Origin of the sequence: Mangrovicoccus sp. HB161399 (assembly GCF_013184745.1) — a bacterium.
Taxonomy (GTDB): Bacteria; Pseudomonadota; Alphaproteobacteria; order Rhodobacterales; family Rhodobacteraceae; genus Mangrovicoccus.
This window is the reverse complement of record NZ_JAATVU010000012.1, coordinates 54,113-77,211: the sequence shown is the minus strand read 5'-3', so window position 1 is coordinate 77,211 and position 23,099 is coordinate 54,113. Positions and strand designations below refer to the sequence as shown.

19 protein-coding genes and 1 pseudogene are annotated in these 23,099 nt (G+C 69.7%); 15 read left to right on the top strand and 5 right to left on the bottom strand.

Going from position 1 to position 23,099, the window contains the following annotated elements; genetic code table 11:
• The first annotated feature begins 2 nt into the window (after window positions 1-2).
• Together glyA and HCC78_RS09150 are read left to right on the top strand one after the other, a co-directional pair.
• Complete coding sequence (glyA, locus tag HCC78_RS09155; protein ID WP_172328461.1) at window positions 3-1,268, top strand: serine hydroxymethyltransferase; 1,266 nt, start codon at window positions 3-5, stop codon at window positions 1,266-1,268.
• A 4-nt stretch (window positions 1,269-1,272) separates the two neighbouring features.
• The gene (locus HCC78_RS09150) at window positions 1,273-2,682 is read left to right on the top strand and encodes an L-serine ammonia-lyase (protein ID WP_172328460.1); all 1,410 of its coding nucleotides are present in this window, start codon (window positions 1,273-1,275) and stop codon (window positions 2,680-2,682) included.
• A 450-nt stretch (window positions 2,683-3,132) separates the two neighbouring features.
• On the opposite strand, the pseudogene HCC78_RS09145 reads toward HCC78_RS09150, so the two are convergent.
• Window positions 3,133-3,535 (bottom strand): annotated as a pseudogene (locus HCC78_RS09145) (transposase); the annotation flags it as partial.
• A 542-nt stretch (window positions 3,536-4,077) separates the two neighbouring features.
• Here HCC78_RS09145 and HCC78_RS09140 point away from each other — a divergent pair.
• From HCC78_RS09140 to HCC78_RS09085, 12 genes are all read left to right on the top strand, one after another.
• A complete protein-coding gene (locus HCC78_RS09140) occupies window positions 4,078-5,016 on the top strand; it encodes an NADP-dependent oxidoreductase (protein WP_172328459.1) in 939 nt (312 codons plus the stop codon).
• A 104-nt stretch (window positions 5,017-5,120) separates the two neighbouring features.
• Window positions 5,121-6,146 (top strand): hypothetical protein, encoded by a 1,026-nt coding sequence (locus HCC78_RS09135; RefSeq protein WP_172328458.1) that lies wholly within the window; start codon window positions 5,121-5,123, stop codon window positions 6,144-6,146.
• 102 nt (window positions 6,147-6,248) lie between these two features.
• The gene (locus HCC78_RS09130) at window positions 6,249-8,327 is read left to right on the top strand and encodes a hydantoinase/oxoprolinase family protein (protein ID WP_172328457.1); all 2,079 of its coding nucleotides are present in this window, start codon (window positions 6,249-6,251) and stop codon (window positions 8,325-8,327) included.
• Window positions 8,320-10,098: a hydantoinase B/oxoprolinase family protein gene (locus tag HCC78_RS09125; RefSeq protein WP_216671082.1), complete on the top strand. Its 1,779-nt coding sequence runs from the start codon at window positions 8,320-8,322 to the stop codon at window positions 10,096-10,098. Before HCC78_RS09130 ends, HCC78_RS09125 begins: the two co-directional genes overlap by 8 nt.
• 131 nt (window positions 10,099-10,229) lie before the next feature.
• A complete protein-coding gene (locus tag HCC78_RS09120) occupies window positions 10,230-11,426 on the top strand; it encodes an ABC transporter substrate-binding protein (protein ID WP_172328455.1) in 1,197 nt (398 codons plus the stop codon).
• A 71-nt stretch (window positions 11,427-11,497) separates the two neighbouring features.
• Complete coding sequence (locus tag HCC78_RS09115) at window positions 11,498-12,262, top strand: ABC transporter ATP-binding protein (RefSeq protein WP_172328454.1); 765 nt, start codon at window positions 11,498-11,500, stop codon at window positions 12,260-12,262.
• Window positions 12,259-12,993, top strand: coding sequence for an ABC transporter ATP-binding protein (locus HCC78_RS09110; protein ID WP_172328453.1), 735 nt, complete (start codon window positions 12,259-12,261; stop codon window positions 12,991-12,993). Before HCC78_RS09115 ends, HCC78_RS09110 begins: the two co-directional genes overlap by 4 nt.
• 1 nt (window position 12,994) lies before the next feature.
• A complete protein-coding gene (locus HCC78_RS09105) occupies window positions 12,995-13,915 on the top strand; it encodes a branched-chain amino acid ABC transporter permease (protein ID WP_172328452.1) in 921 nt (306 codons plus the stop codon).
• Window positions 13,916-13,918: 3 nt separating this feature from the next.
• Entirely contained in the window at window positions 13,919-14,962 is a 1,044-nt protein-coding gene (locus HCC78_RS09100) for a branched-chain amino acid ABC transporter permease (RefSeq protein ID WP_172328451.1), read from the top strand.
• 8 nt (window positions 14,963-14,970) lie between these two features.
• The gene (locus HCC78_RS09095; RefSeq protein WP_172328450.1) at window positions 14,971-15,933 is read left to right on the top strand and encodes a D-2-hydroxyacid dehydrogenase family protein; all 963 of its coding nucleotides are present in this window, start codon (window positions 14,971-14,973) and stop codon (window positions 15,931-15,933) included.
• Between the two features lie 178 nt (window positions 15,934-16,111).
• Window positions 16,112-17,047, top strand: a complete 936-nt coding sequence (locus tag HCC78_RS09090; RefSeq protein WP_172328449.1) for a helix-turn-helix domain-containing protein — start codon at window positions 16,112-16,114, stop codon at window positions 17,045-17,047.
• Between the two features lie 117 nt (window positions 17,048-17,164).
• Window positions 17,165-18,175 (top strand): Gfo/Idh/MocA family protein, encoded by a 1,011-nt coding sequence (locus tag HCC78_RS09085; protein WP_172328447.1) that lies wholly within the window; start codon window positions 17,165-17,167, stop codon window positions 18,173-18,175.
• Between the two features lie 4 nt (window positions 18,176-18,179).
• Here the strand turns inward: HCC78_RS09085 and HCC78_RS09080 are convergent, their stop codons facing one another.
• Together HCC78_RS09080 and HCC78_RS09075 are read right to left on the bottom strand one after the other, a co-directional pair.
• Window positions 18,180-18,998 (bottom strand): IclR family transcriptional regulator, encoded by an 819-nt coding sequence (locus HCC78_RS09080; RefSeq protein ID WP_172328446.1) that lies wholly within the window; start codon window positions 18,996-18,998, stop codon window positions 18,180-18,182.
• Window positions 18,991-19,698 (bottom strand): helix-turn-helix domain-containing protein, encoded by a 708-nt coding sequence (locus tag HCC78_RS09075; protein WP_172328445.1) that lies wholly within the window; start codon window positions 19,696-19,698, stop codon window positions 18,991-18,993. The genes HCC78_RS09080 and HCC78_RS09075 overlap by 8 nt, the downstream gene beginning before the upstream one ends.
• Window positions 19,699-19,932: 234 nt before the next feature.
• Between HCC78_RS09075 and HCC78_RS09070 the strand changes: the two genes are divergently transcribed.
• Entirely contained in the window at window positions 19,933-20,904 is a 972-nt protein-coding gene (locus tag HCC78_RS09070) for a helix-turn-helix domain-containing protein (protein ID WP_172328444.1), read from the top strand.
• Between the two features lie 16 nt (window positions 20,905-20,920).
• Here HCC78_RS09070 and HCC78_RS09065 read toward each other — a convergent pair whose 3' ends face one another.
• On the bottom strand, window positions 20,921-22,300 hold the full coding sequence (locus HCC78_RS09065; protein ID WP_172328443.1) for an amidase: 1,380 nt from the start codon (window positions 22,298-22,300) through the stop codon (window positions 20,921-20,923).
• Between the two features lie 55 nt (window positions 22,301-22,355).
• Complete coding sequence (locus tag HCC78_RS09060; protein WP_172328442.1) at window positions 22,356-22,982, bottom strand: HupE/UreJ family protein; 627 nt, start codon at window positions 22,980-22,982, stop codon at window positions 22,356-22,358.
• Window positions 22,983-23,099: the final 117 nt, after the last annotated feature.

Sequence of the window (23,099 nt, the reverse complement as noted above, 5' to 3'; positions counted from 1 at the left end):
ACATGTACGACCAACTTCCCGCCGGGATCTCCGATTCCGCGATCGCAGAAGCTGTGGCCGAAGAGCTCCAGCGCCAGAAGACCCAGATCGAGCTGATTGCCTCGGAAAACATCGTGTCCCCGGACGTGATGGCGGCGCAGGGCTCCGTGCTGACCAACAAGTACGCCGAAGGCTATGTCGGCAAGCGCTATTACGGCGGCTGCGAATTCGTCGACAAGGTCGAGGCCGTGGCGATCGACCGGCTCAAGCAGCTTTTCGGCGCCGAATACGCCAACGTGCAGCCTCATTCCGGCGCACAGGCCAACCAGGCCGTGTTCCTCGGGCTCCTGCAGCCCGGCGACCGCATCATGGGCATGTCGCTGGCCCATGGCGGGCACCTGACCCATGGCTCGCCGGTGACCATGTCCGGCAAGTGGTTCGACGTGGTCTCCTACGAGGTCGACCCGGTCACCCACCTGATCGACATGGAGAAGGTCCGCGAACTGGCTCTGGAAACCAAGCCGAAGCTGATCGTGGCGGGCGCCTCGGCCTATCCGCGCGTCATCGACTTCGAAGGCTTCCGCAAGATCGCGGACGAGGTCGGCGCGTATCTGATGGTCGATATGGCGCATTACGCGGGGCTGATCGCGGGCGGGAAATACCCGAACCCGGTGCCCCATGCCCATGTCACCACCTCCACCACGCACAAGACCCTGCGCGGTCCGCGCGGCGGCGTGATCCTCACCAATGACGAGGCGCTGGCGAAGAAGATCAACTCCGCCGTCTTCCCGGGCAACCAGGGCGGGCCGCTGATGCATGTGATCGCCGCCAAGGCCGTGGCCTTCGGCGAGGCGCTGCAGCCCTCCTTCGCCGACTATGCAGGCCAGGTGATCGAGAACGCCAAGGCGCTGGCCGACGTGCTGCGCGTGGGCGGGCTCGGCATCGTCTCGGGCGGCACCGACTGCCACATGGTGCTGGTCGACCTGCAGCCGAAGAGCGTCACCGGCAAGGCGGCCGAGATCGCGCTGGAGCGGGCAGGCCTGACCTGCAACAAGAATGCGATCCCGAACGACCCGGAAAAGCCCTTCGTGACCTCGGGCATCCGCCTGGGCACCTCGGCAGGCACCACCCGCGGCTTCGGCGAGGCCGAGTTCGAGCAGATCGGCTCGCTGATCCTGAAGGTCATCGATGCGCTGGCCGACAACCCCGAGGGGGATGCGGAAGTCGAGGCATCGGTGCGCTCCGAGGTCGAGGCGCTCTGCGCCGCCTTCCCGATCTACGGCGGCTGATCCCTTGTTCCTCTCGGTCTTCGACATCTTCAAGATCGGCATCGGCCCCTCTTCGTCGCATACGATGGGGCCGATGGTGGCCGCGGCGCGGTTCCTCGACGACCTGCGCGGCGGCGTGGAGAAAATCCCCGGTTCGGGCGATCTCCATGCGCTGAAAGCCACTCTGCACGGGTCGCTTGCCTTCACCGGCAAGGGCCATGCCACCGACCGCGCGGTCATCCTCGGTCTCGCGGGCTGCCGCCCCGAAACGCTGGACCCCGACGACGCGGAGAAGATCGAGGCGGACATCCGCGCCGCGCGCGAGATCATTGCCGAGGGCCTGCCTGCGCTGGCCTTCGACCCTGAAAGCGACCTGGTCTTCGACTACGGTCCGGCGCTGCCGGGCCACGCCAACGGCATGGTGCTGGAGGCCTTCGACCGGCTCGGCAATCCCTGGCACCGGCAGGTCTACTATTCGGTCGGCGGCGGCTTCGTGCTGACCGCAGCCGAGTTGGAGGCGCAGCAGGCCGGTCCGCAGGATCTGCACGAAGAGAAGGCGGCGCACGCTTTCCCGTTTCCCTTCGGTTCGGCCGCCGAGATGCTGGAGATGGGGCGCTGCTCCGGCAAGTCCGTCGCCGAGATGAAGCGCGCCAACGAGACCGTCCTGTCGGGGCGGGGGCTCGACGCTGCCCTCGACGGCATCTGGAATGCCATGAACGGCTGCATCGAGCGCGGGCTGGTGCAGGAAGGCATCCTGCCGGGCGGGCTGAAGGTCCGCCGCCGGGCCAAGGGCATCCACGGGAAGCTGATGGCCGAGCGCGGGCTGAACCTCGCCCAGCCGCATCAGGCGAATGACTGGATGTCGGTCTATGCGATGGCGGTGAACGAGGAGAACGCGGCCGGCGGCAAGGTCGTCACGGCGCCGACGAACGGCGCGGCGGGCGTGGTCCCGGCGGTCGGGCGCTACTATCTCGACCATTGCGTCGGCGCGACCCGCGAAGGCTTGCGCGACTACATTCTCGTGGCGGCGGCAATCGGCGGGCTGATCAAGCACAATGCCTCGATCTCCGGTGCCGAGGTCGGCTGCCAGGGCGAGGTCGGTTCGGCCTCGGCCATGGCGGCGGCGGGTCTCTGCGCCGCGCTCGGCGGCAGCAACGAGCAAGTGGAGAACGCGGCCGAGATCGCGCTGGAGCACCATCTCGGCATGACCTGCGACCCGGCTGCCGGCCTCGTCCAGGTCCCCTGCATCGAGCGCAACGCCCTCGGCGCGATCAAGGCCGTCTCGGCGGCGTCGCTGGCGCTCAGGGGCGACGGCGAGCATTTCATGCCGCTCGACAACTGCGTCCGCGTGATGCTCGAGACCGGGCGCGACATGAGCGAGAAATACAAGGAAACCTCGCAGGGCGGCATCGCGGTCAACCTGCCGGAGTGCTGACCGGCCCCCTCCGCGCCTCTCGGAATGCCCTCCCGTGGGGGGCGCTGCGGGCCACACGCCTGTGCCCGGGGCCATCTGCGCGAGCGGGGCCTTGCCCCGGAGCGGCGCCCAGGCGGCCTTGCGGACGCGTCCCCGACGGCACGGCCTGCCTGGGGCCCGGGACCTGCCCGCTCCGGGACCGAGCGCATCCGTGCTCTTCCCGATCTTTCGGAACAGGCAAAGGTCGCCGCCTTTCCGCCGGCACAAGGCCATCGGCGAAGTGCCGGAGCGGGGAAGCCGTATGGATCGCACGGCGTGCGCGTCCCGGACCTCCGGGCCAGCCTGTTTACGGTCCGGGCAAGGGCTCGTCCTCCAATCGGTGCCTGCCCAATGGAGGTCCAACGTCGCCCGGGCACCGCTTTCCTTGGATGGATCCGGCCAGCGCTAACGGTTGTGACTGATCGAGGCGACGCTGGAGGGGACGAGCAGGTGCAAGGCGCCTTTCGAACCGCGGAACGGAATGGTCGCGTCCATTGCCGTCGGGCTTTCGCGGCGCCTCAGCCGCCATGACAGGGTGCCGAAGTCGGGCACGGAGCAGCCGAGCCCGGACAGTTCCAGCGCGCTTGCCACGAAACCGTTCGCCCGCTGGCTTGATCCGGTGGCGCTTCGCTGGCTCACCCTGGCGGCGCGGCAGGCCAGGGAGGACCTTCAGAGCAAGACAGGTCTGCATTGCAGCGTCGCCATGGGCTTGCTGACAGCCGCGCCGCCCCGACGGAATGGCCTCCCATGGCATCGAGGGATCGAACCAGACGGTCAGAGATCCGCGCCGCCTCAGCGCGTCGCTCGCTGTCGCGCTCGGACCGGTGGCGCGCAACGGTTCGCCAGCTGCCCCGGTTGGCGGTCTTGCAGATCGTCTTCGGAGGTCCGCCCATGATGACGAGCTACCACCCTGGATTGGCGATATAAATCCCCCCCATTTGCGCAACAACGCCAACGCCATCGGCATGGTCACGTTCCCTGGAACCGCCGCCAGGGTGCAGCTTGCCAACTGGCACGGGCGTCCTGCCGAAACCCTGCTGGCTGCCGGAGGGCGGGAGGCGGCACAGCGGACCGCGGTCCTGGCGCCCGGCTGCGCAGGACGGACGGGCGACATGTTCTTCGTCCAGCGGGGTCACGCCTTGTCCGCATGGCTCGCGGCGCTGCTGGCAGAGCATTCCGCCGCAGGCCGCTACGCAGCGGAAGCGGGAGCCCGGCGCGGGAGTTCGGCGTCAACCTGCGCGGGACCTGAGCCGGGAATTTCCGTCCGCGGGTGCTGGCCATTCTCTGGCCGCATGGTAATGGCGAACCAGTTAGCAATCACAGATTCGGCCGCGCCGGGGAGACCGGGTCTGCGGCCGACCGGAACGAGGCAGGCAGATGCAGAAGATGACGGCGGTGGTGCTCCACCGGTTCGGCGGGACGGACGGGCTGCGGGTGGAGCAGGTGGTGCGGCCTGCGCCCGGACCGGGCGAGGTGCTGGTCCGGATCGCGGGGACCAGCGTCAACCCGGTCGACCTGATGATCCGCCGCGGCGGCTATCCGCGGGTGGGGCCGGAGCGGCTGCCCTATATCGGCGGGCGCGACGTGGCGGGCCATGTCGCGGAGACCGGCGCAGGCGTCGATCCCGGCTGGATGGGCAGGGCGGTCTGGGGATCGCCGGATTTCGCCCGCGGCACCTTCGCCCAGCATATCGTGCTGAAGCTCTCCGAGGCCAGCGCCGCGCCTGCCGGCCTGCCGCTGGCAGATGCCGCCGCCGTGCCGCTTGCCGCGCTGACGGCCTGGCAAGGGCTGCACCGCCATGGCGGGATCGCGGCGGGGCAGCGCGTGCTGATCCATGGCGGTTCGGGCGGCGTCGGGCATTTCGCGGTGCAGATGGCGAAGCTTGCCGGGGCCGAGGTCCTGGCCACTGCCTCGGCGCGCAACCGCGGCCTTCTGGAACGGCTCGGGGCCGACCGCGCCATCGCCCATGACACCGAGCGCTTCGAGGCGGCGGCAGGCGGGGTCGATTTGGTGCTCGACCTGGCCGGCGGCGACGTGCAGGCCCGGTCCTGGGCGGTGCTTCGTCCGGGCGGGCGGCTGGTTTCGGCTGTCGCCGAGCCAGATCCGGCACAGGTCGCGGCGAAAGCGGCCCTTGGCTCGTGCTTCTTCATCGCCGAGTCCGATGGCGGGGATCTGGCGCGGATCGCCGGGCTCGTCGCCGGGGACCGGCTCCGCCCGCTGATCCATGCCCGCTTTCCGCTGGAGGAGCTCGCGGCGGCGCAGGCGGCGCTGGAGAAGGGCGGCGTGGCGGGCAAGATTGCGATCACCGTAGCCTGACCTCTGGCCCGCAGGGTCAAGCACTCTGGCACGGCTGGTCAGGCCGCGCCGGCGCGCTGGCCGTATCCTGGGACGCGCGGTTCTCCAGTCTCGGGAAGGTCACCATGCAGGACAGGCACATTCGCGCGCACCAGCTTCTCGCCTCGGCCGACCGGGCGCTGTCCGGCCAGCTCTACGATCTGGCGCTGGAACGCTACGGCAAGGTCTTCGGCATGGGGTTAGAATCCTGGCCGATGCATGTGAACGCCGCCCAGTGCCACAAGCGGCGCGGCGACCTCGATGCGGCCTTCGCCCATTTCGACCGCGCCTTCGCGCTGAAGCGGCAGGGCAGGGCGGCCGCGCCCGGGGGGGCGGCCAACCCGGTGCAGCTGGCGCATCTGTCGGAGCAGCTTGCCTGGCTTGAGCGCACCGGCCGGATCGGGCAGCTTCCTGCCGAAAGCCCGACCGATCTCCTGGAGATCTGCGTCCATCGCAGCGTGCCCGCGATCCCTGCGCAGGTCCTGTCGGGCGCAATGTCGGTCGAGCGGATCGCGCTGTCCGGCGGGCCGGGCGACGCGATCTACGTGATCGACAGCCTGCTGTCCCCGGAGGCGCTCGACGGTCTGATGGAGCAGCTTCTGGGCTCCACCTTCTGGTTCGACGCCCGTGCCGAACGGCATTATCTCGGTGCGCATCTGCATGACGGGCTGGCGACGCCCTTCATGCTGGCGGTTGCCAAGGCGATGCGGCAGGTCATGGCCGATCTGGCGGGGCCGCTCAGGATCGCGCAGCTCTGGGCCTTCCGCTACCTGCGGGACTCGCAGGGCATCGACATCCATGCCGACCAGGGCGACTGGAACCTGAATCTCTGGCCCGTCCATGAGCGCCATCTCGAGCCGGGCGGAACCGGCGGCATGACGCTCTGGGACCTGCGGATCGGCCGCGACATTCCTTTCGCGCAGTACAATGCCCGGCCCGACCTCAACCGCAGCCGGATCGAAGCCGCTGCTGCGGCGGCGCACCGGGTGCCCTATCGCGGCAACCGCGCCGTGCTTTTCCCGTCGAAATACCTGCACCGCACCGATGCCGCGCGCTTCTCGCAGTCCTTCGAGGGCCGCCGCATCAACCTGACCATGATGGCCGACCGCTGACCCTCCGGGACAGACCTTGTGGCGCTCCGGGCAAGGCCGGGGGGCGGCGATCCCGGTAGACCTGAGGCAACACCCCCGGAAGGGACAACACGCGGAGGCGCAATGTACAGAATTTCGGTCGATACCGGCGGGACCTTCACAGATGTCGTGGTCACCGACGAGATGGGGCGGCTGACCGTCGGCAAGGCGCTGACCACGCCCGAACGAAGCTTCACCGGCCTGTCGAACTCGATCTCCAACGCGGCCGACCAGATCGGCATCCCGCTGGCACAGCTCCTGGCGGAGACGCGGGTCATGGTCTACGGGACGACGCGGGCGACCAACGCCATCGTCGAGCGCAAGACGGCGAAGACCGCGCTGCTGGTGACAGAGGGATTCCCGGACGTGCTGGTCTTCCGCAAGGGCGGCAAGCTCAATGCGCTGGAGATCAACGCCCCGGTCGAGCCGCCCTATATCCCGCGCGCGCTGACCTTCGAGATCCCCGAGCGGATGAATGCCGAAGGCGGGGTGGAAACCGTGCTCGACGAAGCCGCCGCCCGCGCCGTGATCGAAAAGCTCGGACGGGTCGGCATCGAGGCAGTCGCGGTCAGCCTGCTGTGGTCCATTGCCAACCCGGCGCATGAGGAACGGCTGGGCGAGCTGATCGAGGAGATCCTGCCGGGCGTGCCCTACACCCTGTCCTCGGCGCTGAACCCGACGATCCGGGAATACCCGCGCAGTTCCTCGGCGGCGATCGACGCCTCGCTGAAGCCCCTGATGCAGGCGCATCTGCGCGACCTGAAGACCGATCTCGCGGCAGCGGGCTTCGGCGGCGAGCTGCTGATCTCGGCCTCCTCCGGCGGGGTGATGCATATCGATGACGTGGTGCAGAAGCCGGTCTACATGGCGAAATCGGGCCCCGCGATGGCGCCGCTCGCAGGCATCGCCTATACCCGCGCCGAGGCATTCGGCAATGACGTGATCATCGTCGATACCGGCGGCACGACCTTCGACGTGTCGCTGATCCGCGACGGGGCGATCAAGTACACCCGCGAGACCTGGCTCGGCACGCCGATGGCCTCGACCATGCTCGGCATGGCGACGGTCGACATCCGCTCGGTCGGCGCGGGCGGCGGCTCCATCGCCTGGGTCGATGACGGCGGCATGCTGCGCGTCGGTCCGCACAGCGCCGGCTCGGTGCCGGGTCCGGCCTGCTACGGCAAGGGCGGCACGCGTCCGACCGTGACCGACGCGGCGGTGGTCCTGGGCTATATCGATCCCGACCGCTTCCTCGGCGGCCGCATGAAGCTCGACCGCGCTGCGGCTGAGACCGCGATGCAGGGCGTCGCCGCGCAGCTCGGCAAGACGATCTGGGAAACGGCGTCTGCGATCATCCGCATCTCGTCGGAGACGATGATCAAGGCAATCGAGGACATCACCACCAATGACGGGGTCAGCCCCTCCGACAGCACCATCGTCGCCGGGGGCGGCGCGGCCGGGCTGAACGTGCTTTCCATCGCCCGCGCGATGAAGGCGAAGAACGTGGTGATCCCGAAGACGGCCGGGGCGATCTCGGCGGCGGGCGGGCAGTTCTCCGACATCGCCATCGATTTCTCCGCCTCCTGCTACGGGGCTTCGGATGCCTTCGACTCAGGCGCCGTCCGCGAGGCGCTCGGCGGACTCGTCGCGCAGAGCGCCGGGTTCGAGACCGCCCTGCGCGCGAAGGGGGTCGACACCTTCCGCCACCAGCTTTTCGTCGAGGCGCGCTATGCCCGGCAGCAATGGGAGCTGGAGGTCGAGCTGCCCGTGGACTGGGCGCGTGACGCTTCCGACATCGACCTCCTGGAGACGCTCTTCGCCGGGCAGTACCAGCGGCTCTACCACGTGAACCGCAAGGGCACTGTGGTCGAGGCGATCAACTGGCGCCTGCGCGTCGCGGCGGTTCTGCCCTCGCCGCAGGTCTCCTGGGAGGGCCCGGCGGAGTCCGTTCCCGGCGAGCGCGGGAGCCGCGCCTATTTCGCCGAGGGCGGACACCTGCCGACCCGCGTGCTCGATGGCACGACGCTTCCGCTCGGCTTCGAGATCGCCGGACCCGCGATCATCGAGGAACCGACCACGACCATCGTCGTCGATCCCGGCATGACCGGGCGGCTTTCCCGGAGCGGCAACTACATCTTCGAATTTGGAGGCAATCATGGCTGACGGCTCCCCGATGACCGGCTTCGATCCGGTAGAGCTTGCCATCATGGGCAACCGGCTGGACGCGATCGTGCGCGAGATGACCTCGACCGTCATCCTGACCGCCAATTCCTCGGTGATCGGCATGGCGCGGGACTTTTCCTGCTCCATCCTTTCGGCGGATCACGACATCATCGGCGTGGCCGAGGCGCTGCCCGTCCACGCCTTCGGCTCCAACCTGCAGGGCCAGGCGATGGCGCAGTTCCATCCGGGCTTCCGCGCGGGCGACGCCTTCCTCAACAACGACCCGTATAACGGCAACACCCATGCCGCCGACCACACGATCCTGGTCCCGGTCTTCTTCGAGGGCGAGCATCTCTTCACCTCGGTGGTGAAATGCCATCAGGCGGATTGCGGCAACTCGGTCCCGACGACGTATTTTGCCGCTGCCACGGATGTCTACAACGAGGGTGCGCTGGTCTTCCCGATGGTGCAGATCCAGAAGGACTTCACCGACAACGAGGATATCGTGCGGATGTGCCGGGCGCGGATCCGCGTGCCGGACCAGTGGTATGGCGACCTGCAATCCGCCCTGGCGGCGGCGCGCACCGGCGAACGGGCGCTGATCCGCTTCGCGGAGAAATACGGCGCGGCGCGGGTGAAGGCCTTCATCGCCGCCTGGCTCGACTATTCCGAGCGGCGCACCGCTGCCGCGATTTCGCGGATGCCCGCGGCAACGCTGGAGCGCCACGGGCGGCTCGATGCGCTCGGCGACTTCCTTCCCGACGGCGTGGATGTCTTCGTGAAGATCACCATCGACCCGGAAAACGGCCGGGCGATCGTCGATCTGCGCGACAATATCGACTGCGTCGATGCCGGGGTGAATACCTGCCAGGCGACGGCGACCGGCATGGCGATCTCGGGCATCGTCAACTGCCTCGAACATGACCTGCCGCTGAACTCCGGAACCTTCCGGCGGATCGAGGTGCTGCTGCGCGAAAACTGCGTGGTCGGCATCCCGGAATTCCCGCACAGCGCCTCCACCGCGACGACGCTGCTGGCGGACGTGATCTGCAACACCGCGCAGAGCGCGATTTCCGAAATCGGCGAGGGCTTCGGCCTGTCGGAATCGAACATGTTCCTCGGCGTCTCGACCGGGGTGATCTCGGGACATGACGAGCGCGGCGGAGGCGACTACGTCAACCAGCTCTTCCTGATGGGCGGCGGCGGTCCGGCCTCGCCGGAGGCCGACGGGCTCGACACCTTCACGGTAATCGCGGGCGCCGGGCTCTGCTACCGCGACAGCATTGAGATCACCGAGCAGCGCCTGCCGATCCTGGTGAAGTCGATGAAGCTGCAGGCGGGCACCGCCGGGGCAGGGCGGCAGCGCGGCGGCGTGGCGACAAGGACCGAGTTCGGCCCGCGCGGCAGCGACATGGTTGTGATGCAGGTGACGAACGGCGTCGCCACCGGCCCGCGCGGCGTGCAGGGCGGGCATGACGCCTTTCCCGGCGCCAACATCAAGATCCATGCCGACGGAACCGAAGAGGTCCTGCCCGGATACCTGCACACAGTGCTGAAGCCCGGCGAGACCATCGTCGGCCTCGATTCCGGCGGCGGCGGCTACGGCGATCCGAGGACCCGCGATCCGGCGGCCGTGCTGGCCGACGTGGCCGAAGGCTACGAGACGGCGGAGCGCGCCCGCGGCATCTACGGCGTGGCGGTGATCGCCGATGCCGAGGGTTTCGCCACCGGCATCGACGCGGAGGAGACCGAAAGGCTGCGCGGCGCCTGACCGTCAGGGTCAGGCGTTCCGGCGCGCAGGGAAAGGCGCGGGGCAGCGTCCCGCGCCATCATCGGAAGAAGGCGGGAAAACCCGTCCGGCCGAACGGCAACAGATCAAATCAAGACCAGCAGGAGTGGAACATGACGACCAGGACCCTTGCCTCCGGGCTTCTCGCCGGCGCGCTCGCCGCCGTTGCGGCCACCGGCGCGCTTGCCGCGGACCCGATCAAGATCGGCTTCGCCATCTCGCTGTCGGGACGCCAGTCGGTGACCGACACGGACGGCTACCGCTTCGCGCAGATGTGGATCGAGAAGCAGAACGCCGCCGGTGGCCTTCTCGGCCGGCAGATCGAATTCGTCACGGCGGACAACAAGACCGACCTCGCCGAGTCGGTGAAGGCCGGCCAGCAGGTGCTGCGCGAGGACCCGGATCTGGTCGCGGTCAGCTGCGACTACGATTTCGGCGCGCCCGCCGCGGTGCAGGTGCAGAAGGCGGGCAAGCTCTCGGTGTTCCAATGCGCGGTCGACCCCAAGGCAGGCGTGGTCGGCGTCGGTCCCTACTCCTTCTCGGCGGGCATCGCCTCGCAGCTCGACGGCGCGGTGATCGCTGACTGGGCGCTGAAGCGGAAGGACCTGAAGAAGGCCTTCGTGCTGGAGGATGTCGCGGGCGAGGCGCAGAAATCCGCCTGCGCCGGCTTCAAGTGGAACTACGAGCGCGAGGGCGGCGAGATCGCCGGCTGGGAGCAGTTCCGCTTCGACGATGCCTCGATCGCCAGCCAGGTCAGCGAGATCGCCAATGCCATCGCCAATGACGGCGTCGAGACGGTGATGCTCTGCTCGCATCTGGGCGCCGGCGGCGCGGTCCGCCAGATCCGCGCGGCCGGGATCGATGTGCCGCTGCTGGGACCGTCGATGTTCGACGGCGTCGCCTGGACCTCGGCGGTGCCGGGGCTGACGGATTTCTACATCCCGACCGCGGTGGTGATCGAAGGCGATGCACGTCCGGACGTGCAGGCGCTGACCGATGCGTTCGAGGCGAAATACGGCGACAAGCCCTCCTCGATGTTCGCCTATCCGATCTATGCCTGGCTGGAGCTCTGGGCGAAGGCGGTCGCGGCCACCGGCACCACCGACAGCGCCGAAGTGGTCGCGGAGATGAACACCTACACCGACGAGCCGACCACGCTGGGCCCGCGCAGCTTCTCGCCCGAGCTGCATATCCAGACCTCGATGCCGATGCAGATTTCGGAATTCACCGATGGCCGCCAGGTGCTGGTCGAGGAATGGAAGATCGACGAGCCGATCCCGCAGCAGGTGCTCTACCGCATCGGCGGCTGAGCTTCGCCGGGGCCGGGCACGCATGCCCGGCCCTTCCCGTTCACCCATCGCAAGGAAACGCAAGCGTGCGCATGGATGCCAAGATAGAGGGGGCCGCCGCGGCCGCCGCCGGGGAGGCGCTTTCGGTCGCCGGGGTGACGGTCCGCTTCGACGGGCTCGCCGCGATCAGCGGCGTGACGCTGCGCCTCGCGCCCGGCGAGATCGTCGGGCTGATCGGCCCGAACGGCGCGGGCAAGACCACGCTGGTCAACGTGCTGACCGGGTTCCAGAAACCGACGGAGGGCGGGCTGGAAATCGACGGGCGCAGCGCGCTCGGCTGGTCGCCCGCCAAGGTGCGCCGCGCGGGCGTCGCCCGCAGCTTCCAGGCAGGGCGGCTCTTCGGCAAGCTTTCGGTGCTGGAAAACGCCCAGGTCGCCGCCATCGCCGCGGGGCTGTCGCTGCGCGATGCCCGTGCGCGGGCGGCGGAGGTGCTGGACCGGACCGGACTCGGCGGACAGCTGGGCCAGATCGCCGGCAGCCTTCCCTATACCGACCAGCGGCGGCTCGACATCGCCCGCGCGCTGGCCTCGCGGCCGAAATACGTCCTTCTCGACGAGCCGGCCGCCGGCATGTCCGATTCCGAATGCGAGGATCTGATGCGCATCATCCGCGGCCTGCCTGGAAGCTTCGGCTGCGGCGTCCTCTTGATCGAGCACAACATGCATGTCGTCATGTCGCTCTCCGACCGGCTGCACGTCCTTGACGGCGGGCGCACCATCGTCACCGGCACCCCCGCCGAGGTGCAGGCCGACCGCGCCTTCCTGACCGCCTATCTCGGCGCGGAGGGAGTCGAATGAGAAAGCCCCATCTCGAGGTCCGCGACCTCCATGTCAGCTACGGGCAGATCGCGGCGTTGCGCGGCGTCAGCCTGCATGTCGAACGCGGCGAGACCGTCTGCATCGTCGGCCCGAACGGCGCCGGGAAATCCACGCTGCTTGCTGCCATCGCCGGCGGCGTCGCCGCGGGGCAGGGAGCGGTGCTGCTGGGCGGCGATCCGGTGGCCGGGCTGGCCCCCGAGGCCATCGCGCGGCGCGGCGTTTCGCTGGTGCCCGAGGGGCGGCAGATCTTCTCAACGCTCACCGTGACCGAGAACCTCAGGCTCGGCGGCTTCCTGCATTCCAATCCGGGCACCGCGCGCTGGCTTCTGAACGACCTGATGGATGTCTTCCCGTCGCTGAAGGCGCGGGCGAGCTACCCGGCCGGCCGGCTCTCGGGCGGCGAGCAGCAGATGCTGGCCATCGCGCGGGCGATCATGACCGGGCCCGAGCTGATCCTGATCGACGAGCCCTCGCTGGGCCTCGCGCCGAAGATCGTAGACCAGGTCTATGCCATCCTCGCCGAGATCAAGGCGCGGCGCGGCGTGACATTGCTGATCAACGAGCAGAGTTCCACCCGCATCCTGAAACATGCCGACCGCATCTACGTGCTGCGCGGCGGCCAGATCCAGCTGGAGGGCCGGGCGGAGGAGCTCGCAGACGGCGAGGCGATCAAGCGCGCCTATTTCGGCTTCGACAGGGAAAGCGCCTGACATGACCCAGTTCCTGCAAACCTGCCTCGACGCGGCCAGCCTGGGCTCGATCTTCGCGCTCTCCGCGCTCGGCATCGGGCTGCTCTTCGGCATCCTGCGCCTCGCGAACGTGGCCCATGGCGAGTTCATTTCCACGGCGGCCTATTCGCTGATCGTGCCCTTCACCTCGGTCGCGGCGGCCTCCGAGCTGTTCATCGGAAAATGGCACTGGGCGGCGGTGATCCCGACGGTCTGCGCCATCGTCGTGGTGCTGGCGCTGGCCACCGAACGCTTCGTCTTCCGGCCCCTGCGCTCGGCCTCCGCGCCGGTGCTGATGATGGCGTCCTTCACCGTCAGCTACATCCTGCAGAACACCGTGCTCATGGTCTATGGCAGCCAGGCGCGCGGCGTGAACCTGTGGTACGGGCTGACCCAGCAGATCCAGTGGCAGGGTTTGCGCATCCCGCTGATCCAGATCGTCACCATAGCGGTGACGGCGGTGCTGATGGTCTCGCTGTCGCTGTTCCTGAAATACAGCCGCTTCGGCATCGAGGTCCGCGCCGCAGCCGAGGATTTCCGCATGGCGCGCTATCTCGGCGTCAAGGCCAACCGGGTGATCGGCATCGCCTTCGCGATCTCGGGCGTGCTGGCCGCGGCGGTGGCGCTCCTCTACCTGCCGCAGAGCGGGACGATCAACTATGCCTGGGGCTCGCCCTTGGCGCTCTACGGCTTCGTCGCGGTGGTGGTCGGCGGCATGGGCTCGCTGCCCGGCGCGGTGCTGGGCGGCTTCTCCATCGGCATCGCCATCACCATGCTGCAGGTCTACCTGCCGCCCGAGCTGAAGCCCTTTCGCGACGCCTTCGCCTTCGGGCTGGTGATCGTCATCCTCGTGGTCCGGCCGAACGGGCTCTTCCCGGTCAAGCATGTCATGAAAAGGGTCTGATCCATGGCCGTCCCCGCAAACCTCCCGCTGCGCGCGGCGGGCCTGCCTGCGCTCTTGATCGCCGGTCTCGGCCTCGTCACGCTGCCGGTGTCGCTCTTCGCCCCGCCGGGGGTGGAGACCTTCTGGACCGAGATTCTCGTCCGCATCATTTTGGTCACCGGCTTCTACATCTTCATCGGCAATTCCGGCGTCTTCGCCTTCGGCCATGTCGCCTTTGCCTGCGTCGGCGGCTATGCGGCGGCCTGGCTGTCGATGAACCCGATGTTCAAGCAGATCATGCTGACCGGGCTGCCGCACTGGGTCCAGACCCTGCAGCTGTCGCCCTGGGCCGGCGTGGCCGCGGCGGCAGTCATGGCCGCGCTCGTGGCGCTGGTCGTCGGCGCCGCGATCGTGCGGCTGTCGGACATCGCCGCCTCGATCGCCACCTTCGCCTTCCTCGTGGTGGTCAACCGCATCTATTCCAACTGGGACTCGGTGACAGGCGGCGTCGCGCCGCTGACCAACATCCCGCAATTCGGCTCGATCTGGCCGACCTTCCTCTTCGCCGCGCTGGCGCTCCTGACTGCCTACCTGTTCCAGCGCTCGCGCTGGGGGCTGATGCTGAAGGCCAGCCGGGACGACGACGTGGCCGCCCTGGCCACCGGCATCTCGGTCTACCGCATGCGGTTGGCGGCCTTCGTGCTCTCGGCGGCGGTGATGGGGGCAGGCGGGGCGGTCTATACCTACTTCCTCGGCATCCTGACCGTCGACGTGTTCTACATGGGGCTCACCTTCCTGATGCTCGTCATGCTGGTCGTCGGCGGCGCGGAAAGCCTGACCGGCGTCGTCGCCGGGGTCATCGCCGTGTCCACCGTCGCACAAATCCTGCGCCTGGCCGAGCAGGGGGTCCAGATCGGCGGCACCAGGCTCGCCCTGCCGCTCGGACTGCAGGAGATCACCCTGGGCATCTTCATGGTGCTGGTGCTGGTCTACCGTTCCGACGGCATCACCCGCGGGCGCGAACTGCCGCTGCCCCGCTTCCTCAAAGCCAATGCAGACGCAAGGTGACATGGCGCATGAAGATTTCCATTCTCGACGACTACCAGAACGCAGCGCTCTCCATGGCCGACTGGAGCGGGCTGCGCGCGCGCTGCGAGATCGAGGTCTGGACCGACCACCAGCCCGATCCCGACATCCTGGCTGAACGGCTCAAGGACACCGACATCCTCTGCCCGATGCGCGAGCGCACGGCGATTACCCGCGAGCTGATGCAGCGCCTGCCGCGGCTCAAGATGGTCGCCTCGAACTCGGTGGCGAATGCCGCGATCGACATGCAGGCGGCGAGCGAGCTGGGCATCGCGGTGTCGCATACCGACTACCTGCTCTACGGCACCACCGAGCTGACCTGGGGGCTGATCCTCTCGGCCATCCGCCGCCTGCCGCAGGAGATGGCGAGCTTCCGCGCGGGCGGCTGGCAGGGTCATGTCGGCCAGGACATCTTCGGCCGCCGCCTCGGCATCGTGGGCCTGGGCAATTTCGGCAAGGCGGTGGCGAAGGTCGGCCAGGCCTTCGGCATGGAGGTCGTCGCCTGGAGCGCAAATCTCGACCCGGCCCATGCGGCGGAACACGGCGTCGAGGCGGTGCCGAAGGAGGAGCTGTTCGCCACCTCCGACATCGTCAGCGTCCACATGAAGCTCTCGCCGCGCAGCTGGGGCATGATCGGCGCGACGGAACTTGGCCTGATGAAGCCCACGGCCTGGATCGTCAACGCCTCGCGCGGGCCCTTGATCGACGAGGCGGCGCTGATCGCGGCTCTGCGCGCGGAACGGATCGCGGGCGCGGCGCTCGATACCTTCGATCGCGAGCCGCTCCCGGCGGACCATCCGTTCCGCACCCTGCCGAACGTTGTCGCGACCCCGCATGTCGGATTCGTCACCGAAGACACGTACCGGCTGTTTTACGGGCAGATGGCGGAATGCATCGCTGCCTGGCTGGACGGTTCGCCGATACGGACGGTTTTGCCCGCCCTGGCAGGCTGAGCGGCTTCCGTCCGCGCTGCGGAAAGGCGACCATGGCCCATCGGGGCAGGGTCCGGACACAGTCCGGGCCGGGGCGCTGCCGCCAGGGCGGCGTCCATCGCGTTCCGGCTCCGGCCATGGCTGCCGGAGATCCGGCCAGTCCCCGCGGCGCCAGTCACACGTCCGAAGGGGACCGCCCATGAGCCTCGTTTTCCAGACCCGCGATCTCGCCACAGCCGAGCGGCTGGACTACTGGCAGTCGATGGTCAGCCGCCACCATGTCGCGGTCGCGCCCGACGGCGAGCCGGACCCGGAATTCGAGGGCCGCATGAAGATCGACGACTGGGGCGGGCTGCAGCTGTCGGACACGGCCTTCTCCGCGGTCGCCTACCGGCGCGGCCCGCGCGAGATGAGGAGCTGCGGCCGGGACGATTTCCTGTGCGTGCTCAACCTGGGCGGGGGCGGCACCTTCGAGCACAATGCCGGCAGCTTCGGCTTCGGCGCGGGCGACATGGTCGTCTACGACACCGACCAGCCCTATGCGATCCGCTTCCCGCGGCCGTCGCACACGATCTCGCTGCGCATCCCGAGGCCGCAGGTCGTCGCCCGGCTGCCCCGGGCCGACCGGCAGTTCGCGCTGCGCCTCGACGGAACCCGGCCGCTGGCGCAGCTGGCCGCGAGCCTGCTGAAAAGCGCTTCCGCCCTCGAAACCCTGCCCGATCCGCAGCATTGCCGCGAGGCCGAGGCGCCGATCCTCGACGTGCTCTGCCTAGCGGTGAAGGAGATCGCGGGCGAGGACATGCGCGCCAGCCCCGGGCAGGAGCACATGCTGGCGCGGATCAAGCGCGACCTCGCGGGCCAGCTCGAGGACTGCTCGCTCTGCGTCGAGAGCATCGCGCGGGCGCAGGGCATCTCGCCGCGCACGCTCAACCGGCTCTTCGCCGCCGAGGGCACCACCGTCATGCGCTGGATCTGGCAGCAGCGCCTGTCGGGCGCCTACCGCGCCATGTCCGAGGGCAGCGTGCGGCAGGTGACCGAGGCTGCCTTCATGTTCGGCTTCAAGGACAGCTCGCATTTCACCCGCGCCTTCAAGAAGGAATTCGGCATCCCGCCGAGCCGCCTGCTGGCGCGCTGATCCGGCCCTGCGCGCCGCTTCCGCTGACCCTGCGCGCCAGCCTGCCCTCCGGCCGTTGACCCCGCGGGTGCCTCGCTGCCCTGTATCCGCGGCACCGGCAGGAGGCAGGACAGGACCATGGAAACGGAACTCAGATGGGGCGTGCTGGGCACGTCCGGCATCGCGCGGGCACAGGTGATCCCGGCGATCAATGCGGTGCCCGGCTGCCGGGTGGCGGCCATTGCCTCGCGCGATGCGGCGCGGGGCGCGGAGGTGGCGGCGGAATTCGGCATCGCGCGCGTCTTCCCCGATTATGCGGCGCTGGCGGAGAGCGGCGCAATCGACGTGCTCTACATACCGCTGCCGAACGCGCTGCACGAGGACTGGGCGCTCCGGGCGGCGGAGCGCGGCATTCCGGTGCTCTGCGAGAAGCCGCTCTCGACCGATGCGGCCTCGGCCCGGCGGATCGTCGAGAGATTCCGCGCCCGCGGCGTGCCCCTGATGGAGGCCTTCATGTACCGCTTCCACCCGTTGCATGACCGGGTGCGGGAGCTGGTGGCGGAGGGCGCCATCGGCGCGCTGCGGCTGGTCGAGGCGCATATCTCCACCGACCGGACCGGCCAGGCCCACATCGCCCAGCAGAAGGCGCTCGGCGGCGGCGTGCTGCTCGATGCCGGCTGCTACCCGGTCAATCTCTGCCGGATGATGTTCGGTTGCGAGCCGGTCTCGGTGCTGGCCTCCCAGGAGATCGACCCGGTGCATGGCGTCGACGTGACCACCGCGGCGATCCTGGAATTCGGCGACGGCCGGGTCGGCATGGCCAGCGCCTCGCACCGGGCGGGCGGGATCAGCTCCTACCGGCTGGTCGGCAGCTCCGGGACGATCGAGGTGCCGCGCGGCTTCCTGCCCGGCTGGGGCGAGGTGCTGGACGAGCCGCTGATCATCCTTACCGACGGGCGGACCACCGCGCGCCAGGAGATCCGGGTAGATGCCCCCGGCCAGTACCGGCTGATGGTGCAGGCCTTTGCGGAGGCGCTGCGGACGGGCCGGGAGATGCCCTATCCGCCCGAGGATGCCATCGCCACGCTGGCGGTGACCGACGCGATCTTCGCCTCGGCCCGCAGCGGCGCGCGCGCACCGGTCGGCTGAGCTGTCACGGAGGCGGCGGGCAGCAGCCCAGCCGGTGGGAAATCCGCGCGGCCGCCCAGACCAGCTCCTGCACGTGGCGTCCCTCGATGGCGATGTCGATCTCCTCGGCTGCGCCGATCAGGGTCACGGCCATGTCCAGCCGCCCCGAGAAGTTGCGCACCGGCGCCGCGATCGCCGAAATGCCGGGCTGGGGCCAGGAATAGGTGACGCTGATCCCGCTCTGCCGGATCGCCGTGAGCCCGTCCTGCACCTCGTCCCAGCCGGGGCACTGGCCGACATAGCGTCCGGGCGGGGGCTCCTGCGCCTGCGCGCGCGCCACGGGCCCGACCTGTCCGGCAGGCAGCAGGGCGGCGAACAGCCGCCCCGTCGCCGTCCCCGTCACCGAATAGACGGTGCCCGGCCGGGCGTTGATGCGGATCCGCTCGCTGCCCTCGTGCACGGCGGTCACGGTCGGGCCGTAGCTGCCCCAGACCGAAAGGCTGACCCTCTGGCCGAGGCTGTCGGCCAGCTTCTGCGCCTCTTCGGAGGCGACCTGCTGCGGGTCGAACCCGGCCAGGTGCGCCGCGCCCAGCTCCAGCCCGAACCGGCCGATGCCGTAGCGGCCGCTTTCCGGGTTGCGCGCGATCAGCCCGGCCGTCTGGAAGCTGACCAGATAGGCATGGGTCTGGCCCTTGCTCAGCCCCGCGCGGCGCGACAGTTCCGCCGCGGTCAGCGGCTCGCCCTCGGTCAGCAGCGACAGCAGCGACAGGCCGGTCTCCACCGTCTGCACGCCGCGCGGCTCGCGCTCGCGGCCGCTTCCGGGCAGTTCGGCGCCGTCAGCCATGGGCGGTCTCCGCCGCGGCAAGGAGCGCGTCTGCCAGGGGCGCGCGCGACGCCGCGATCTGCGCGGCCGGGCCGATCAGCGACAGCGCGGCGGCAAGCAATCCGTCCGCCGCCAAGACCGGGACCGCAAGGGTCGACAGATGCGGCAGCGGCAGGCCTTCGCACCGGGCCAGGCCCTCTGCGCGCATGGCGGCGGCCTGCGTCGCGGCTGCCGGGCCGGCGGGCGGCCCGCAGCCCCACGCAGCGAAGAGCCAGGCCGATGCGCTGTTGCTGCGGTCGCTGCGCGTGCCCGCATGCAGGCTGAAGGCCTGAAGCAAATGGCCCTCGGCGACGAAGACGGCGGTGGCGGCGCCGCGGATCCACAGGTCGATCGCCACGGTCAGCCCGGTTTCCGCCGACAGCCGGTCCGCCGCCCGCTTCAGCGCGTCATGGCCCGGCATCTCGGCCAGGGCGGCATGCGCCAGCCGCAGCGTCTCCTCGGCCAGTGTATAGCGCCCGGCAGTGCCGAGCTGCTGCACCATGCCGTGCTTGCGCAGCGAGATCAGGTAGGCATGGGCCTGGGCCGACTTGATCCCGGCGCGGGCGGCGATGTCGCGCAGCATCATCGGCTCGTCCGCCTCCGCGAGGATCCGCATCAGCCGGGCGGCGGTGTCGATCGACTGGACGCCACGCTGGCGCGGAGAAGAGCTTTGCTGTTGCATCGGGTCCCGGAACTTGCGGTCTCTGCAGGTTTAGCGGGGCTTCCGGGGCACGGGCAAGGGCGCGCAGCCGCGCAGGGGGCGGGAGGATCTCCTGCCCGATTGCGCATCACGCTTCGCGATTTCCGAACAGATTTTGGGCAGAAAAGCATCCGGCGGCCTGGCAGGGGCCGCCGCCCCCTGCGCCCGCCTTCCCGCTGGGGCAGGATGGCCGAAACCCGTCCGAGGTTCCTCCCCATGATTCCACTCGTCTCAGACGTCAACGGACTATCGAAGATCGACACGGCCAGCCTCGCGCAGCGCGACCGCTTCGCGTTCTGGAGCGAGGTGATCTGCAAGAATTTCTCGCCCTCCCAAAACGGGCTCGAGGGCAAGCCGGCAGATTTCAGCGCCAGCCTGTCGCGCCGGACGTTGGGTCCGATCGGGCTGAGCCACATCCGCTCGACGCCGATGACCAGCCACCGCGACCGCCAGTCGCTGCGCCGCGATCCGCTGGACTGCTTCTTCTTCTCCTTCCTGACCAGCGGCCACGGACGGCTGAGCCAGGCCGGCCGCGAGACCGTGCAGAAGTCCGGCGATTTCCTGATCTACGACTCTGCGGCGCCCTTCGTCTATGACTGGGACTGCAACTACACCGGCTTCTGGATGCGGCTGCCCCGCACGCTCCTGACCAACCGCCTGCCCAATGCCGGGACGATGACCGCGCGCACCGTGTCGGTGACCAGCGCGATGGGCCGGCTGGTGGGCGGCCTGGTGCAGGAGGCGCACGGGCTCGATCTCTGTGCCGACAGCCCGGCGGCGCGGCGCGTGGCGTCCTCGCTGGTCGACCTGATCGCCGCCGCCTTCGAGACCCATGGCGGCGTCGCGCCCGAGGGCGTGGACCGGCACGTGAACCTTCTGGACAAGGCGAAATCCTACATCCTGGCCAATCTCGAGGATGGCACGCTGGATTGCGACCGGATGGTGCAGGATCTGGGCGTGTCGCGCCGGACGTTGTCGCGGGTCTTCGCCCGCGAGGAGACGACGGCCGTGCGCTGGATGTGGAAGCAGCGGCTGGAGCGCAGCCGCGAGATGCTGGAAGGCGGCGGCGCCAGGCGGGTGACCGAGGTGGCGCTGGCCTGCGGCTTCAGCGACGTGTCGCATTTCTCCCGGGCCTTCAAGTCGGAATACGGCCTGACCGCCAAGGCGATGCTGGACGGCCGCGGCTGACGGCCGTCCCGGCGGGTCACGGATGGCGCAGGTGATGCGCCGTCGCCGCCTGGAAGGCCATGCCCGCGCGGACCAGCGCGGCCTCTCCCATCAGCGGGCCCAGCAGCTGGGCATTGATCGGCATGCCGTCGCCGTGGATGCCCGCGGGCATCGACAGAGCCGGGTGGCCCGACATCGTGTAGGGGCAGGTGAAGCGGTGCAGCCCGGTGATGATCTCGTCGGAGGCGCGCGCCATGTCCTCGGTGCGCGGCGCCGAGAAGGCCATGGCGGGCGTTGCCACCAGATCGACAGACCCGAACAGCGCCTCGAAGGCGCCGCGGAATTCGCGGCGGCGGCGGATCACGTCCTGAAGCTCCATGCCCGCCAGGCTGCGGCCCTTCTCGATCAGCTCGGCCAGCGCGGGGCCGTATTCGTCCCGGCGCGCCGGATAGGTGTCCCTGTGGGCCAGCGCCGTCTGGGTGGCGCAGATCGCGAACCAGTCCCAGATCATCTCCGACGGATCCGGCGTCCTGACCGCGACGATTTCCGCCCCCGCGGCGGCCAGCACCTCCAGCATGGCCTCATGCGCCGCGACATGCTCGGGATCGGTCCCGGCTGAATTCGCCGCCAGATCGACGCCGATGCGCAGGCCCTTCACGTCGCCGGGGATCTCGGCCAGCGGCGGCAGCCTCCGGTGCGTCGCGGTCGGGTCGCGCGGATCCGGCCCGGCCAGGGTCCAGAGCGTCTCGGCGGCGTCCGCGGCGCTGCGTGCCAGCGGTCCGACATGGTCGAGTGTGGCCGCCAGCTCGAAGGCGCCGGCGCGGCTGACCCGTCCCCATGTCGGCTTCAGTCCGGTGACGCCGTTCATCGCCGCGGGGATGCGGATCGATCCGCCGGTCTCGGAGGCCAGCCCCATGTAGCACAGCCCCGCCGCCACCGCGACGCCGCTGCCCGAGGAGGAGGCGCCGCACCAGCGCGCCGCGTTCCAGGGGTTGGCCGGGGCCGGGAAATGGGTGTGCTCGGCATGGACGCCCTCGGTCAGGGCGGTCTTGCCGAGGATCACCGCGCCCGCCGCCTTCAGCCGCGCGGTGGCGGTGGCGTCCCGGGTGGCGATGGCGTCGTGGCGGAAGCCCATGCCGCCGGTCGTGGCGACCCCTTCGAGGTCGTAGATGTCCTTCAGCGCGACCGGCACGCCGGTCAGCCGGGGCAGGGCGGTGCCGCTCTCCGCAGCGGCGTCGAGCGCCCGGTCGGCGGCCCGGGCGGCGTCCATGGCCGTTTCCGGAAGCACGGCGATGAAGGCGCCGAGACCGGAGGCGGCGATGCGGTCGAGCATCAGCTGCGTGACATCGGCGGAGCGGAGCGTGCGGCTCCGCAGGTGCTCTGCGAGATCGCAGAGGCTGAGGCGGGAAATATCCATCGGGGAGGGTCCTTGAACGCAAGCGGCCGCGCCCGGCAGGCGCGGCCCCGGGGGATCAGGCGAAGATCATCGCTTCGGCGGTCTCGATCAGCAGCGCGGCACCGACGCCGGCGCAGAGCGCGGCGGCCAGCCGTTCGCGCGCCGCGATGGCGGCGGCGTCGCTGCGCAGGCGGCGCGCCAGCAGCGCGGTGCCCGCGCCGATCGCGGTCTGGATGATGGCGAAGCCGGCCATGTAGGCGGCGATGTTGCCGGTCTGTGCGCCGATCATGGACGCGCCATAGGCCCAGCCGTGGAACAGGCCGAAGAACCCGAGCACCGGCAGGAGCGGCAGCCGCGCCAGCGCCGTGCCGCCCGCCAGCATGACGCCGAGGAGCAGGACGGAGCCGGTGATGGCCAGCTCGGCAAAGGGCAGGGCGACGCCCGCGAGCATCAGCGCGCAGCCTGCCACGCAGGCCAGGGCAAAGGCCGCGGGACCGGCGAGGATGCGGCCCTGGCGCAGCGAGGCGAGCCCGGCCAGCACGACGAAGGCAAGGTGGTCGATGCCGATCACCGGATGGGCGAGGCCGCTGATCACGGATTGCAGCGCGGTCGAGGGCTGGACGCCGCCCATCGCATGATGCGCGAGCGCGGGGCCGCAGGACAGCAGGGCGGCGGGCAGGGCGAGGCGGGAAAGCTTGGTCATGTCTGGGGGGCTCCTGTCGGGCGCCGGCCGTCTTGGCGGGGCCTGGCGCGTCTCTGATGCCCCTGTCCTGGAACGGCGCGGCCCGTGCGATCAACGGCGAAAGCGGCTCTGGCCCGG

Bases quoted from the DNA above. Each gene is read 5' to 3' on its own strand.
- HCC78_RS09125 (WP_216671082.1), top strand. From the start codon at position 8,320: ATGGCTGACGGCTCCCCGATGACCGGCTTCGATCCGGTAGAGCTTGCC.
- HCC78_RS09110 (WP_172328453.1), top strand. From the start codon at position 12,259: ATGAGAAAGCCCCATCTCGAGGTCCGCGACCTCCATGTCAGCTACGGG.
- HCC78_RS09070 (WP_172328444.1), top strand. From the start codon at position 19,933: ATGATTCCACTCGTCTCAGACGTCAACGGACTATCGAAGATCGACACG.
- HCC78_RS09100 (WP_172328451.1), top strand. From the start codon at position 13,919: ATGGCCGTCCCCGCAAACCTCCCGCTGCGCGCGGCGGGCCTGCCTGCG.
- HCC78_RS09080 (WP_172328446.1), bottom strand. From the start codon at position 18,998: ATGGCTGACGGCGCCGAACTGCCCGGAAGCGGCCGCGAGCGCGAGCCG.
- HCC78_RS09140 (WP_172328459.1), top strand. From the start codon at position 4,078: ATGCAGAAGATGACGGCGGTGGTGCTCCACCGGTTCGGCGGGACGGAC.
- HCC78_RS09065 (WP_172328443.1), bottom strand. From the start codon at position 22,300: ATGGATATTTCCCGCCTCAGCCTCTGCGATCTCGCAGAGCACCTGCGG.
- HCC78_RS09075 (WP_172328445.1), bottom strand. From the start codon at position 19,698: ATGCAACAGCAAAGCTCTTCTCCGCGCCAGCGTGGCGTCCAGTCGATC.
- HCC78_RS09090 (WP_172328449.1), top strand. From the start codon at position 16,112: ATGAGCCTCGTTTTCCAGACCCGCGATCTCGCCACAGCCGAGCGGCTG.
- HCC78_RS09120 (WP_172328455.1), top strand. From the start codon at position 10,230: ATGACGACCAGGACCCTTGCCTCCGGGCTTCTCGCCGGCGCGCTCGCC.
- HCC78_RS09095 (WP_172328450.1), top strand. From the start codon at position 14,971: ATGAAGATTTCCATTCTCGACGACTACCAGAACGCAGCGCTCTCCATG.
- HCC78_RS09130 (WP_172328457.1), top strand. From the start codon at position 6,249: ATGTACAGAATTTCGGTCGATACCGGCGGGACCTTCACAGATGTCGTG.
- HCC78_RS09135 (WP_172328458.1), top strand. From the start codon at position 5,121: ATGCAGGACAGGCACATTCGCGCGCACCAGCTTCTCGCCTCGGCCGAC.
- glyA (WP_172328461.1), top strand. From the start codon at position 3: ATGTACGACCAACTTCCCGCCGGGATCTCCGATTCCGCGATCGCAGAA.
- HCC78_RS09115 (WP_172328454.1), top strand. From the start codon at position 11,498: ATGGATGCCAAGATAGAGGGGGCCGCCGCGGCCGCCGCCGGGGAGGCG.
- HCC78_RS09060 (WP_172328442.1), bottom strand. From the start codon at position 22,982: ATGACCAAGCTTTCCCGCCTCGCCCTGCCCGCCGCCCTGCTGTCCTGC.
- HCC78_RS09105 (WP_172328452.1), top strand. From the start codon at position 12,995: ATGACCCAGTTCCTGCAAACCTGCCTCGACGCGGCCAGCCTGGGCTCG.
- HCC78_RS09085 (WP_172328447.1), top strand. From the start codon at position 17,165: ATGGAAACGGAACTCAGATGGGGCGTGCTGGGCACGTCCGGCATCGCG.